The organism is Streptomyces sp. ATexAB-D23 (assembly GCF_000373645.1).
Classification (GTDB): Bacteria; Actinomycetota; Actinomycetes; order Streptomycetales; family Streptomycetaceae; genus Streptomyces; species Streptomyces castrisilvae.
On sequence record NZ_KB892013.1, the window covers coordinates 502,467 to 517,462 of the forward strand.

The 14,996-nt window shown below is 73.5% G+C and carries 5 protein-coding genes; all 5 read left to right on the forward strand.

Going from position 1 to position 14,996, the window contains the following annotated elements; all coding sequences use genetic code 11:
• Positions 1–101: 101 nt before the first annotated feature.
• The 5 genes from B082_RS0115315 to B082_RS0115335 are packed head-to-tail and all read left to right on the forward strand — an operon-like array spanning position 102 to position 14,964.
• Positions 102–9,428 (forward strand): non-ribosomal peptide synthetase/type I polyketide synthase, encoded by a 9,327-nt coding sequence (locus B082_RS0115315; RefSeq protein WP_018552688.1) that lies wholly within the window; start codon positions 102–104, stop codon positions 9,426–9,428.
• Positions 9,415–11,100 carry a phytoene desaturase family protein gene (locus tag B082_RS0115320; RefSeq protein WP_018552689.1) on the forward strand — a complete coding sequence of 562 codons (1,686 nt, stop codon included), beginning with the start codon at positions 9,415–9,417 and terminating at the stop codon, positions 11,098–11,100. Before B082_RS0115315 ends, B082_RS0115320 begins: the two co-directional genes overlap by 14 nt.
• Before the next feature lie 11 nt (positions 11,101–11,111).
• Positions 11,112–12,755, forward strand: coding sequence for a phytoene desaturase family protein (locus tag B082_RS0115325; RefSeq protein WP_018552690.1), 1,644 nt, complete (start codon positions 11,112–11,114; stop codon positions 12,753–12,755).
• Positions 12,752–13,807, forward strand: coding sequence for an MDR family NADP-dependent oxidoreductase (locus tag B082_RS0115330; RefSeq protein ID WP_018552691.1), 1,056 nt, complete (start codon positions 12,752–12,754; stop codon positions 13,805–13,807). The genes B082_RS0115325 and B082_RS0115330 overlap by 4 nt, the downstream gene beginning before the upstream one ends.
• Complete coding sequence (locus B082_RS0115335; RefSeq protein WP_018552692.1) at positions 13,804–14,964, forward strand: Rieske 2Fe-2S domain-containing protein; 1,161 nt, start codon at positions 13,804–13,806, stop codon at positions 14,962–14,964. The genes B082_RS0115330 and B082_RS0115335 overlap by 4 nt, the downstream gene beginning before the upstream one ends.
• Positions 14,965–14,996: the final 32 nt, after the last annotated feature.

Sequence of the window (14,996 nt, forward strand, 5' to 3'; positions counted from 1 at the left end):
CCGTACCACGCACACCCGCTCCGTACCGCGCCGTACCGGCGTCGTGCCCCCGTACGCCCGCGCCCGGCCCGTACCGAGCGTCGTCTCCACCGGATTGGACCATGACGGACTCACCCAGCGCCGCCCACCGCGACAAGGTCGCCATCATCGGCATCGGCTGCCGGCTCCCCGGACACGCGGGTGACCACCGGTCCTTCTGGCGCAATCTGGTCGAAGGCCGGGACTGTCTCGTCCCCACCCCGGCGGACCGGTACGACACCACGACCCTCGGCAGCCGCGACCGGGCCAAGCCGGGCCGGCTGACCGGCGGCCGGGGCGGCTACATCGACGGCTTCGACGAGTTCGACCCCCACTTCTTCGGGATCAGCCCGCGCGAGGCCGAGCACATGGACCCGCAGCAGCGCAAGCTCCTGGAGGTGTCCTGGGAGGCGCTGGAGGACGGCGGGCAGCGGCCCGCCGAACTGGCCGGGCGGGACGTCGGCGTCTTCATCGGCGCCTTCACCCTGGACTACAAGATCCTGCAGTTCGCCGACCTCGGCTTCGAGACGCTGGCCGCGCACACCGCGACCGGCACGATGATGACGATGGTCTCGAACCGCATCTCGCACTGCCTCGACTTCCGCGGTCCCAGCGTCTCGATCGACACGGCGTGCAGCTCCTCCCTGGTCGCGGTCCACCTGGCCTGCCAGAGCCTGCAGCGCGGCGAGAGCGAACTCGCCCTGGCCGGAGGCACCCTGCTGCACCTCGCGCCGCAGTACACCATCGCCGAGACCAAGGGCGGCTTCCTCTCTCCCGACGGACGCTCCCGCGCCTTCGACGCCTCCGCCGACGGCTACGTACGGGCCGAGGGCGTCGGCGTCGTGGCGCTCAAGCGCCTCTCGGACGCGCTGCGCGACGGCGACCCGGTGCACGCCGTGGTGATCGGCAGCGGGGTGAACCAGGACGGCCGCACCAACGGCATCACCGTGCCCAGCGCCGACGCCCAGGCCACGCTCATCGAGCGGGTCTGCGCCGAGGCGGGAGTGACACCGGGCAGCCTCCAGTACGTCGAGGCGCACGGCACCTCCACCCCCGTCGGCGACCCGATCGAAGCGCGGGCGCTGGGCCGGGTGCTGGCGCAGGGCCGGGCGCCCGGGGCGCGGTGCTACGTCGGCTCGGTCAAGACCAACATCGGGCACACGGAGGCCGCCGCCGGCGTCGCGGGCCTGATCAAGACGGCGCTGGCCCTCCGGCACCGCCGCATCCCGCCGCACCTGAACCTCGAACAGCCCAACCCCGCCATCGACTTCGCCGCGCTGCCCTTCGAGATCCCGACCGCGCCGGTCGACTGGCCCGAGCACGAGGGACCCGCGCGGGCAGGCGTCAACTCCTTCGGCTTCGGCGGCACCAACGCCCACGTCCTGCTGGAGGAGGCGCCGCCCCGCCCGCCGCAGGAGCCGCGCGCGACGGCCCGGACGCCCGCCCGCTCGATCCTCCCGCTGAGCGCCCGGCACGCGTCGGGCCCGGCCGAACTGGCCGCGGGCGTCCGCCGCGAACTTGCCGCCGGAGTGCCCCTCGCGGACCTCGGGCACACCCTGGCCCACCGCCGCCAGCACTTCGAGGAGCGCCTCGCCGTCGTCCACTCCCCCCTCGGCCCGCCCGGCTCCCTCGACGAGGTACTGGCCGCCTGCGAGCGCGGGGAACAGCACCCCCGGGCCGTGCGGGGCCGCCTCCGGGAGCCCGGGGCGCAGCGGCTGGTGTGGGTGTTCACCGGCATGGGGCCGCAGTGGTGGGGCATGGGGCGCGAGCTCCTGGACGCCGAGCCCGTGTTCCGGGAGGCGGTCGAGCGCTGCGACCGGGAGATCCGGCGCCAGGCTGGCTGGTCGCTGCTCGACGAGCTGACCCGGCCCGAGGCGGAGTCCCGGATGGCCGAGACCTGGCTCGCCCAGCCCGCCAACTTCGCCGTCCAGGCGGGGCTCGCGGCGCTGTGGGAACACCACGGGGTGCGGCCGGACGCCGTCGTCGGGCACAGCACCGGCGAGATCGCGGCCTTCCACCGGGCCGGGGTGTACGGCCTGGAGGACGCCGTCCGGGTCGCGCTGGCGCGCAGCGCCCTCCAGCACCGGCTCGCGGGCACCGGCGTGATGCTGGCGGCGAACCTGTCCGAGGAGGAGGCCGAGCGGCTGGTCCGCCCGTACCGGGACCACGTGTCGGTCGCCGCCGTGAACAGCCCGGCGTCGGTGACGCTGTCCGGGGACCGGGACACCCTCGGGGAGCTCGCCGGGCGGCTGGAGCGGGAGCAGGTCTTCGCCCGGTTCCTCGACGTCGAAGTGCCGTACCACAGCGTGCGGATGGACCCGATCGAGGCCGAGCTGCACGAGGCACTGTCCGGGATCGCGCCGCGCGCCGCCGGTCTCCCGCTGTATCTGACCGCCCGCGAGGGGCGTGCGCGGGGGCCGGAGCTGGACGCCGCGTACTGGTGGGAGAACGTCCGGCGGCCCGTCAGGTTCCGTGCCGCGGTCGACCGGCTGGTCGACGACGGGTACACGCTGTTCCTGGAGATCGGTCCGCACCCGGTGCTCGGCCACTCGATCCGGGAGTGCCTGGAGGGCCGGGCGGTCGAGGGGGTGACGCTGCCGTCGATCCGGCGCCGGGAGGACGAGCCCGAGCGGTTCGCCCGCTCCCTCGCGGAGCTGTACACGCTGGGCGTCGACGTGGACTGGTCGGTGCTCCAGCCCGTGGGGCGGCCGGTGCCGCTGCCGGGCTATCCGTGGCAGCGGGACCGGTACTGGGTGGAGCCCGCGCCGGTGGAGCAGATCCGGCTCGGCCGGCTGGACCACCCGCTGCTCGGCCGGCGGACCTCCGCGCTGCAGCCGACCTGGGAGAGCCGGCTGGACACCGAGCGGCTGCCGTACCTGGCCGACCACCGGATCGAGGACAGCACGGTCTTCCCGGCCGCCGGGTACCTGGAGATGGCCGCGCAGGCGGTCCGGGCCCTGACCGGCGGCGACACGGCGACCCTGGCCGACGTCGAGTTCTCCCGGGCCCTGTTCCTGCCCGACGGCGAGGCGACGACCGTCCAGCTCGCCTTCGCTCCGGAGGAGGCCGGGTTCACCATCGCGTCCCTCGCCGGTTTCGGGACCGGGGCTCCGGACCGTACGGTCCACGCGAGCGGGGTCGTCCGCACCGGGCAGCCACGCCGGCTGGCGGAACCGCTGGACACGGACGCGGTACGGGCGCGGACGGGGCGTCGGCTCGACCGGGAGGCGTGCTACGGCGAGCTGGCGGCGCTCGGCTATCACTACGGCCCGGCGTTCCGGGCGATCGACGAGGTGTGGACGGCGCCCGGCGAGGCGCTGTCGCTGGTCCGGCCCACCCCGGACATGGGCGACGGGGCCGCGGACTGCCATGTGCACCCCGTGCTCCTGGACGCCTGCTTCCAGACCATGCTCACCGCGATGACGCCGGACGACGGCCGGTCCGCCGGGATCCGGCTGCCCGTCGGCATCGCGGAGCTGCGGCTGGACGCGGTCGGCGACCGGGCCCTGTGGGCGCACGCGACGGTGACCGCGGAGAGCGACGAGGAACTGGTCGGCGACCTCGCCCTGTACGCCGAGGACGGGACGCCGCTCGGCCGGATCAGCGGCTTCCGCGCGGCGGCGGTGGACCGGGTGGCTTCCTCGGTGAGGCTCGGCACCATCGACGGCTGGCTGGCCGAGGTGGTCTGGGAGGAGACACCCACCGAGGCGCCGGAGGACTGCGGGACCGCCGAGGGGACCGGGGACGGCCCCGACGGCTCCCCCGCGCCCGACCTGGTGGTCTTCGCCGACGAGGGCGGGCTGGGCGAGCGGATGGCCGAGGCGGTCGTGGCGCGCGGCGGGCGGTGCCGGCTGGTCCGTCCGGGCAGCCGATACCGAAGCGGGGCCCGGCACATGACCGTGCGACCCGATTCGGCGGCCGATCTGCGCAGGCTGTTCGACGAAATCGGGCCGGGGTTCGGAGCCGTGGTGCATCTGTGGAACCTCGATCTGCCCCCGCTGGACACCGTCGGCGCGGCGGACCTCGACGGGATCGGCACGGTCGGCGGCTACTCGCTCGTCCTGCTCGCCCAGGTACTGCCCGAGGCGTGCCCGGAGGGGCGGCTGCACATCGTCACCCGGGGCGCCCAGGCGGTGGTGCCGGGCGAACCGGTGGAGCCGTTCGGCGCGCCCGCCTGGGGCATCGGCCGGGTGCTGTGGCAGCAGGAGCTCACCGGTCACAGCGGCAAATTGATCGATCTCGACCCGGCCGGGGGTCCCGGCGAGGCCGAGGTGCTGCTGCGCGCGCTCACGGCGGACGACGGCGAGGGCGAGATCGCGCTGCGGTCCGGGCGGCGGCACCTCAGCCGGCTGCGTCCGCCCGCGGGGCTGACCCGTCCGCTGCCGTTGCGGCTGCGCGCGGACGGCGCCTATCTGGTCACGGGCGCGTTCGGGGCGCTGGGGCGGCTGCTCTGCCGCACCCTGGTACGGCGCGGGGCCCGGCGCCTGGTCCTGCTCGGCCGCACCGGCGTGCCGGAGCGCGGCGCGTGGCGGGGGCTCGATCCGGGCGGCCCCGAGGGGCGGCGGGTCGCGTTCCTGCGCGAACTCGAAGCGCTCGGCGCAGAGGTGCTGGTCGCCGCGGTGGACGTGACCGACGCGGCGGCCATGGAGGGCTGGCTGGCCGGGCGTCGGGCCGCCGGTCTGCCGCCGGTGCGGGGCGTGTTCCACCTCGCGGGACAGGTGCGGGACGTCCTGCTGCCGTCGTTGGACCGCGAAGCGTTCGACGCGGGCTACGGGCCGAAGGTGCATGGCGGGTACCTGCTGCACCGGCTGCTGCGCGACGAGCCGGTCGAGCACTTCGTACTGTTCGCGTCGGTCGCCTCGCTGCTGACCACGGCCGGTCAGGTCAACTACGCGGCCGGGAACGCGTTCCTGGACGCGCTCGCCCATCACCGCCGGGCGCTCGGTCTGCCCGCGCTCAGCCTGGACTGGGGGCCGTGGGCCACCGGCATGATCGAGGAGCTCGGGCTGGTCGCCCACTACCGGGACGCGCGCGGGATGAGCTCGCTGGCGCCGGAGGCGGGCATGGCGGTCCTGGAGCGGGTGATCGGGCAGGACCGGGCCCAGTTGCTGGTGGCCGCGGTGGTGGACTGGCCGGTGTTCCTGTCCTGGTATCCCACCCCGCCGCCGCTGGTGTCGGCGCTCGCCGCCGCGGCGGCGCGGGAGGTCCAGGCCGGGCAGGGCGGCAGTCTGCTCGACGCGTTCCGCGCCGCCGACGAGACGGCGCGTACGGCGTTGGTGGCCGAGCGGTTCGCGGCCCTCGCGGCGGGTGTGCTGCGGGTACGGCCGGAGCTGGTCGACGCGGACGCCCGGCTCGGCACGCTCGGTCTGGACTCGCTGCTCGCCATGGAGCTGCGGGCCCGGACCCACACCGAGCTGGGGGTCTCGCTGCCGGTGGTGGCGCTGCTCAGCAATGGACCGGTGACCGAGCTGACCGAGCGGCTGCACGCGGGGCTGACCGAACTCGCGGCGGCCGGAGGTCCGGTGGCGGAGACGGCGGTGGAATTGTTCACCGACGAGGCGTGCTACCCACTCACCCACAACCAGCAGGCCCTGTGGTTCCTCCGGCAGCTCAACCCGGACGGCTTCGCGTACAACATCGGCGGCGCGGTGGAGGTGCGCGCGGAGCTCGACCCGGAGCTTCTGTTCGATGCCTTCCGGACGCTGATCGCCCGGCATCCGAGCCTGCGCGTCAACATCACCACCGAGGACGGGCATCCGGTCCAGCGGGTACGGCCCGAGGCTATCGCCGACACCGGTCTTCTCGATGTGTCCGGGCTGCCCTGGGACGAGGTCCGCGCCCGGCTGGTAGCGGAGTACCGCAGGCCGTACGACCTGGAGCGGGATCCTCTGGTGCGGCTGCGGCTGTTCCGACGGGCCCCGGACCGCTGGGTGCTGATGAAGGCGGTCCACCACATCGTCTCGGACGCGATCTCCACCTTCACCTTCATCGAGGAGCTGTTCGAGGTCTACCACGGGCTGCGCACCGGCCGGCCGGCGGAGCTGGCCCCGGTCCGGGCCCACTACCTGGACTTCCTCAACCGGCAGAACCGCTTCCTGGCCGGGCCCGAGGCGCGGCGGATGCTTGAGTACTGGCGGGAGCACCTGTCGCGGGAGGTCCCGGCGCTCGACCTGCCCACCGACCGGCCGCGCCCGCCGGTGCAGACCGACAACGGCGCCTCCGAGTTCTTCCAGCTCGACGACGAGCTCAGCGCCCGGGTGCAGACGCTGGCACGGGAGCACAACGTCACCGTGTTCACGGTGCTGCTCACCGCGTACTACCTGCTGCTGCACCGCTGGTCGGGGCAGGACGAGATCGTGGTCGGCAGCCCCGTCACCGGGCGCACCGAGGAGGAGTTCGCCACCGTCTACGGCTACTTCGTCAATCCGCTGCCGCTGCACGTGAGCCTGGCGGGGGAGCCGTCGGTGGCCGAGCTGCTGGGCCGGGTGCGGGAGACGGTCCTCGGGGGCCTCGACAATCAGGAGTACCCGTTCGTGCTGCTCGTGGAGCAGTTGGGCCTCCAGCACGACCCGAGCCGCTCGGCGGTCTTCCAGGCGATGTTCATCCTGCTCACCCACAAGGTGGCCGTGGAGCGCTTCGGGTACACACTCGATTACATCGAACTCCCGGAGGAAGAGGGGCAGTTCGATGTCACGCTGTCCGCGTACGAGGACCGGTCCGACGGGCGCTTCCACTGCGTGCTGAAGTACAACACCGACCTGTTCGACGCGGCGACGGTGCGTCGGATGGCCGCGCACTACCGGAACCTCCTCGACGGCCTGACCCGCGCGGAGGGCGAGCGCCCGGCGGGACGGCTGCCGATGCTGGGGGCCGGGGAACGGGAGCGGATCGTTACCGGGTTCGGCGGCGTCGGCCGGCGGATCGACCACGACGTGCCGGTGCACGAGCTGATCGGGAAGATCGCCGCGCAGTTCCCGGAGGCGGTCGCGGTGTCCGTGCCGGGCGGGCGGCGGCTCGGCTACCGGGAGCTGGACCAGCGCTCGCGGCGCGTGGCGGCCTCGCTGCGCGAACGCGGCGTCGGTGCCGGGACGGTGGTGGCCGTGCGTCTCGCGAAGTCGCCGGAGCTGGTGATCGCGCTGCTCGCGGTGTGGCGGGCCGGGGGCGCGTATCTGCCGCTGGACCCGAACCACCCGGCGGAGCGGCTGGCCGAGCTGATGGAGAACGCCGGGGCCACGCTGGTTCTGACCGACGGGCGGCGGGGCCGGGCGGCCCGGCTGCCGGGACGGCCGGTCACCCTCGACGAGCTGGACCGGCCGGTGACCGAGGAGCGGCCGGAGCCGGCCGTGGGCCTCGATCAGACGGCATACGTGATCCACACCTCGGGTTCCACCGGCCGCCCCAAGGCGGTGCGGGTCAGCCACCGCAACCTGGCCTCGGTGTTCGTCGCCTGGCAGCAGGAGTACCGGCTGGACACCGACGTCCGGGCGCACCTGCAGATGGCGGGCGTCTCCTTCGACGTGTTCACCGGGGACCTGGTCCGGGCGCTGTGTTCGGGCGGGACGCTGGTCCTCGTCGACCGGGACCTCCTCTTCGACACCGCGCGGCTCTACCGGACCATGCGCGCGGAGGGCGTGGACTGCGGCGAGTTCGTGCCGTCGGTGGCGCGCGGGCTGCTGGCGCACTGCGAGCGGGAGGGGCTGGGCCTGGAGTTCATGCGCCTGGTGATCGTCGGCTCGGACGCCTGGCGGGCGGGCGAGCACCGGAGGCTGGTCGCGCTGTGCGGGCCGGGGACCCGGGTGGTCAACTCCTACGGGCTGACCGAGGCCACCATCGACAGCGCCTACTACGAGGGGCCGGCGGAGGGGCTGGAGCCGGGCCGGATGGTGCCGGTAGGCCGGCCGCTGCCCAACACCGAGCTGTACGTCCTCGACCGGCACGGCGAGCCGGTGCCGCCGGGGGTGGCCGGTGAGCTGTGGATCGGCGGCGCCGGCGTCGCCGACCGCTACCTGGGCGATCCGGAGCGGACGGCCGAACGGTTCGTGACCCTCGAACCGGGCGGCGAACCCGTACGGCTGTACCGGACGGGGGACCTCGGGCACTGGGACGCGGAGGGGGTGCTGCACCTCCTCGGGCGGGCCGACGGGCAGGTGAAGGTGCGCGGCCACCGGGTGGAGACCGGGGAGATCGAGGGGCGGCTGGCCGCCCGGCCCGAGCTGGCGCAGGTGTGCGTGACGGTACGGCGGGACGAGACGGGCGAGAACGCGCTGTGCGCCTACTGCGTGCCCGCGCCGGGCGCGGTGGCCGACGCCCGGGAGCTGCGCCGCCACCTCGCGGAGCAGCTGCCGACGTATCTGATCCCGGCGCACTTCACGGAGCTGTCCGCGCTGCCGCTGACCGCGAACGGCAAGGTCGATCTCGGCGCGCTGCCGGAGCCGCGCGCGGAGGCGGGACCGGAGAGGTACGAACCGCCGGTGACGCTGTACGAGACGCGGATGGCCGCGCACTGGCGGTCGCTGCTCGGGCTGGAGCGACCGGGGCTGCGGGACGACTTCTTCGAGGCGGGTGGCAGTTCGATCAAGCTGATCGAACTGATCCACCACCTGCGGACCGAGTTCAACGCGTCCGTGCCGGTCGGGCGGCTATTCCGGACCAGCACCCTGCACGGCATGGCCCGCACCCTGGAGGACGTCGTCACCGGGCGGCTGCCCGGCGCCGAGCCGTATCTGTGGTTCAACCCGGGCGCGGACCCGGCGGCGACGGTGTTCTGCCTGCCGCCCGCGGGCGGGCACGGGCTGGTGTATCGGCAGCTCGCGGCGCGGCTGCCCGAGCACCGCTTCGCCGCGTTCAACTACCTGTCGGGTCCGGACAAGGCGGCCCGGTACGCGGATCTGGCCGAGGAGCTGCACCCGGGCGGGCCGTACACGCTGTTCGGTTACTCCCTCGGCGGCAACCTCGCGTTCGAGATCGCCGGGGAGCTGGAGCGGCGGGGCCGCGCGGTGGACCTCGTGCTGCTCATGGACTCGTACCGGATCGCCGAGGCCGTCGCCCTCGGCGAGAAGCACCTGGCCGAGTTCGAGGCGGAGCTCGCGGAGCACCTGCGGCGGCACACCGGTTCCGAGATCGTCGCCCGGGAGACCGTGGAGCAGGCCCGCGAGTACCTGGCGCACTGCGGTGCTCACCCGTCGCTCGGTGTGCTCGGCGCGCCGATCGCGGTGATCTCCGACCAGGACAAGCTGCTCCGCTTCGCGGCGGACGAGCCCGGCGGCTGGCACGGGGTCACCGCCGCCGGGTGCACCGTACGCGAGGGGCACGGGCGGCACGCCGAGATGCTCGACGGCTCGTTCCTCGACGGGAACGCGGAGCTGGTCCGGGCACTGCTGGCGGGAGGTGCCCCGGATGGGCGTGCGTGACGGCGGGCCCCGTTGGGAGGCCCGGCCTCCCGGCGGGCGGCCCCGGGTGATCATCATCGGCGCGGGCATGTCGGGTCTGGCCGCCGGCTGCTACGCGCAGATGAGTGGGCTGGAGAGCCGGATCTTCGAGAAACACGTGCTGCCAGGGGGCTGCTGCACCGCCTGGGCTCGGCAGGGCTACCTCTTCGACTACTGCATCGACTGGCTGATCGGCACGGCACCCGGGACCGGAGCGAACGACGTGTGGCGCGAGCTCGGGGCGCTGGACGGGAAGCGGATCACCCACTTCGACCAGTTCAACCGGGTGGTGACGGAGGACGGCCGGTCCGTCACGTTCTACAACGACCCGGACCGGCTCCAGAAGCACCTGCTGGAGCTCTCGCCCGGCGACGAGCTCCTGATCCGGGCGTTCTGCCGGGACCTCAGGCGCTTCGCGGGGCTCGCCCCGCACTGGGAGCTGAAGCCTCCGCCGCTGAAGTCCCTGACGGAGAAGGCGCGAACGCTGCTCGCGATCCTGCCGGCGTTCCGGCTGTACTGGCGCACCGCGGCCACGCCGATGCGCCGGTTCGCGGACCGCTTCGAGGACCCGCTGCTGCGCCAGGCGTTCCCGAACATGTTCCTCCAGGAGCTGACCGGCTTCCCGCTGCTCCCCTTCCTCTTCACGATGTCCTGCGCCTTCAACGGCAACGCGGGTTTCCCTGAGGGCGGTTCGCTGGGTCTGGCCCGGTCCGTGGAGGAGCGGTACACGGGGCTCGGCGGGCACATCGGCTACCGCGCCCGGGTGGAGCGGATCCTCGTCGAGGACGGGCGGGCGGTCGGCGTACGGCTGCGGGACGGGCAGGAGCACTTCGCCGACCACGTGATCGCCGCCTGCGACGGACCGACGGTGCTGGACCGGCTGCTGGAGGGGCGGTGGAGCAGCCCGCGCACCGAGCGGCTGTACACGGAGCTGCTGGACCGGCCGGACAACCTGTACCCCGCGGTGGTCTCCGCGTTCGTCGGGATCGACGGCCCGCTGCCCGCCGGTGAGCCACACAGCACCACGTACCTCCTCGGTCCGGAGCGCGGCGCGGCGCTGCCGGGGAGCCTCCAGCACAGTCTGGTGGTGCAGCGGCGGTCCGACTACGCCGACGGCTTCGCACCGGCCGGGAAGTCGGTACTGCACTGCACGTACTTCACCGACCACCGGTCCTGGCAGGATCTGCGGAAGGCGGACCGGCGGGCGTACCGGGAGCGCAAGCAGGAGGTCGTCGACTTCCTGCGGGGCTTCCTGACCGAGCGTCATCCGGGCCTCAAGGAGCGGATCGAGCTGGTGGACGTGGCGACGCCGGCGACGACGGAGCGGTACACCGGCAACACCTACGGCAGCATCCTGGCCTGGAAGGCGTTCTCCGAGGCCGACGACGTGTCGACCGCGCTGGTGGACCGGGACCGGATGCGGCTGCCGGGGCTGAGCGGCTTCTCGATGGCCGGGCAGTGGACCGGGATGGGCGGCCTGATCCGGGCCGCGACCAGCGGCCGGTACGCGGTCCAGTTCCTCTGCGACGAGCTGGGCCGGGAGTTCCGGGCCTGGCCGAGCGAGGGTGCCGGGCCGTGGCATCCCGGGAAGCTGGGCCGACTGCCACGACTCGAACAGCGGGGCAACGCCGGGAACGCGGCGGTGGCCGAATGACCAGAAGGACCATGCTGATCGTCGGCGGAGGGCTCGGCGGGCTCTCCACCGGCTGCTACGCCCAGATGAACGGCTATCGCAGCAGGGTGCTGGAGATGCACGAGATCCCGGGCGGCTCCTGCACGGCCTGGGACCGGGGCGACTTCACCCTCGACTGCTGTGTGAGCTGGCTGCTCGGCAGCGGGCCGGGCAACGAGATGCACCAGATCTGGCTGGAGCTCGGCGCGCTCCAGGGCAAGCGGATGCGCAACTTCGACGTGTTCAACACGGTGCGCGGCCGGGACGGGCGGGCGGTCCACTTCTACTCCGATCCGGACCGCCTCGAAGCGCACCTGCTCGCCCTCTCCCCCGGCGACGCCCGGGTGATCCGCGACTTCTGCGCGGGGCTGCGGACCTTCCGCAAGGCACTGGCCCGCTACCCGTTCCTCACCCCGGTCGGGCTCATGGGCCGCCTGGAGCGCTGGCGGATGCTGGCGTCCCTGGCCCCCTACTTCAACGTGATCCGGCGCTCCATCGGCACGCTGATGCGGGACTACTCGCGGCGCTTCCGGGACCCGCTGCTGCGCGAGGCGTTCAACTTCATCCTGTACGAGAAGCATCCCAACTTCCCCGTGCTGCCGTTCTACTTCCAGCTCGCGGCGCACGCCGACGCCTCGGCCGGTGTCCCCGAGGGCGGCTCGCTGGGCCTGGCCCGCTCGGTCGAGGAGCGCTACCGGGGGCTCGGCGGCGAAGTCGTGTACAACGCCAGGGTCGTGGAGATCCTGGTGGAGAACGACCGGGCGGCCGGGGTCCGGCTGAGCGACGGCACGGAGCTGCGGGCGGACATCGTGGTCTCCGCCTGCGACGGGCGCACCACGCTCCTCGACCTGCTGAAGGGCCGCTACCTCACCGACACGTACCGGGAGCTGTACACCCGGACCATCACGGAACCCGACATGGTCTTCCCCGGCTATCTCACGGTCTTCCTGGGGCTGCGCCGGCCCTTCCCGGACGGCGAGCCCTGCACCACGTACCTCCTGGAGGACGCGGTCGCGGAACGGCTCACCGGCATCCGGCACCCCAGCGTCAACGTGCAGTTCCGCAGCCGCCACTACCCGGAGCTGTCGCCGCCGGGCACCTCCGTGGTGTACGCCACGTACTTCTGCGACATCGCGCCGTGGCGGGAGCTGAGCACCGGTCCCGAGCAGTTCACCCGGATCCGCCGCGGCGAGGAGCTGCACACGCTGCCGGTCGGGCGCGGGCGCGACTACCAGCGGGCCAAGCGGCAGATTCGGGACACGATCGTGGACTTCCTCGACGAGCGGCACCCCGGGCTGCGGGACGCGATCGTGGTGCGGGACGTGTCCACCCCGCTCACCCAGGTCCGCTACACCGGCAACTACGACGGCACGGTGCTCGGCTGGCAGCCGTTCGTGGACAGCGGCGAGACCGTGGAGCAGGAGGTCAAGCGACACGGTCCGGGACTGCCGGGGCTCGCGGACTTCTATCTGTCCGGCGTCTGGGCCACCACCGGCGGCCTGATCCGGGCCGCGGCCTCGGGACGTCACGTCATGCACTTCGTCTGCCGCGACGACGGGCGACCGTTCACCGCCTCCGTCGACGACAGCGCCGCTCTCCCCGTACAACTCATCGAACCCGCAGGAGCGACCCCGTGAAGACCGAGAAGTGGATCGTCAGCGAGCACAACGACGGCGTGCCGGACGTGGACCGGATGTACGTGAAGGTGGTGGAGGAGCTCGACACCGACCTGGCCGAGGACGAGATGCTGCTGCGCACGCGGTACGTCTCCGTCGACCCGTACCTCCACGGGATCGCCCTGGACACCCCGGTGGGCGACCACATGGGCGCCGACTCGATCATGGAGGTGCTGGCGGCCGGACCTCGGGCGATGTTCGGCGTCGGGGACCTCGTGCAGGGCTTCGGCGGCTGGCGCACCCACCTGGTCAGCAACGGCGCGGGGGCGCTGTGGCAGACCGGCACGTTCCCGATGGTCTTCCCCGCGTACAGGAAGCTGGACCCGGCCCACTACGACGAGGCGCTGCCGCTGAGCACCGCTCTCGGCGTCCTCGGCGGCGCCGGGATGACCGCGTGGGGCGCCCTCACCACCTTCCTGGCCGTACGGCCCGGCGACACGGTCCTGATCAGCGGCGCGTCCGGCGCGATCGGCACGCTGGTCGGGCAGTTGGTGAAGCGGGCGGGCGCGCGGGTGGTGGGCACGACCGGTTCGCCGGAGAAGGCGGCGCGGCTGACGGCGCTCGGCTTCGACGCCGTCGTCGTCTTCCGGAACGGCGGGGACCCGGCGCAGCTCCGCGAGGACCTGGCGAAGGCGGCTCCTGGCGGCGTCGACCGGTACTTCGACAACCTCGGCGGGGTCATGACCGACACCGTCTTCACGATGCTCACCGTGGACAGCCGGGTCGCGGTGTGCTGGCAGTGGGCGAGCCAGGTCGGCGGCGAGTGGACCGGGCCCCGGCTGCTGCCGTACATCATGTTCCCGCGCACGACGATCCGTGGCATCTTCGCGCTGGAGTGGTTCACCGAGGACAACTGGGCGGCGCTGCACGCCGAGCTGGGGCCGCTGGTGCGCGCCGGCGAGATCCGCTACCAGCAGACCGTGCACCACGGCTTCGACTCCATTCCCGCCGCCTACCGCAGCCTGTACACCGACCGCGCGGCGTCCTTCGGCAAGGTGCTGGTCGCGCTGTGAGGCGCGGCCACACCCGGGTGCTCACGGAAGGCCCGAGCCCGGCCGACGCGCACGAGCCGGTCCTGCCGTACCCCGACGGCTGGTTCTCGGTGGCGTTCTCATCGGAGGTGGTGCGGGGGGCCCTGCTGACCCGGCCGCTCCAGGGCGAGGACGTGGTGCTCTACCGGCTCCGCGACGGCGAGGTGCGAGCGGTCCGCCCGTACTGCCCGCACCTGGGGGCGCACCTCGGGCTCGGCGCGCTGGAGGGCGACGAACTGCTGTGCCCCTTCCACCGGTTCGCCTTCGGCCCGGACGGCGCCTGCACGCGGACGGGGTACGGCACGCCCCCGCCGCCGTCCTCGGATCTGACCCTGCTGCCGGTGCGCGAGGTCGACGGCGCCGTCTTCGTGTGGCGGCACCACGACGGGCGGGCGCCGGACTGGGAGCTCACGCCCTGGCACACGCTCGGGACGCGGGCGCCGCGGTTGGCCGCGTGGGAGATGGCGGGGCACAGCCAGGACGTGGTCGAGAACACCGTGGACATCGGGCACTTCACGCCGCTGCACGGCTGGGGCGCGTCGGAGGTGGCCGAGCCGGCGGTCTTCGAGGGGCGGTCCTTCCGGATCTCGGTGCGCTCCGAGGAGCGGGTGCCGCTGCTGGGCGTGAGTCCGCTGGAGGTGACGCTGGAGGGCAACGGGATCAGCCGGGTGCACGTGTGCACGGCGCTCCCTCGGTTCGGGGCGCGCACCTGTGCCGTATACACGACCACGATGATCGCGCCCGCGGCTTTCCAGCTGCGCCAGACGAGCCGCTTCGAGCTGGCCGAGCCGGCCGCCCTCCCGGCCCCGCTGGCCCGCTGGGTGAGCGGCTCGGTACACCGGCTGCTGGCGGGTGTGATGTTCCGGGGCAACTGCGCTTTCGTGTCCCAGGACTTCCCGGTCTGGGCGACGAAGCGGTACGTGTCTCCGCCCCGGCTGGCCCGCGGCGACGGCCCGATCGGCCCGTTCCGCCACTGGGCCCGGCAGTTCTACCCGCCGGACCGGCTGCGGGCGCGGGTGCCGTCGTCGGTGATGCGGGGAGCGGCGGGGGAGGCGGAGAGCGGGGTGACGCGGCCTGGCCGCTCCGAGAAGCCGGGGGCGGGGGCTTCGCCGGACGGGAGGACGGGGCGGTTCGGATGACGGCGGGGCGTCAGTCGCTCCGCCGCGCCTGG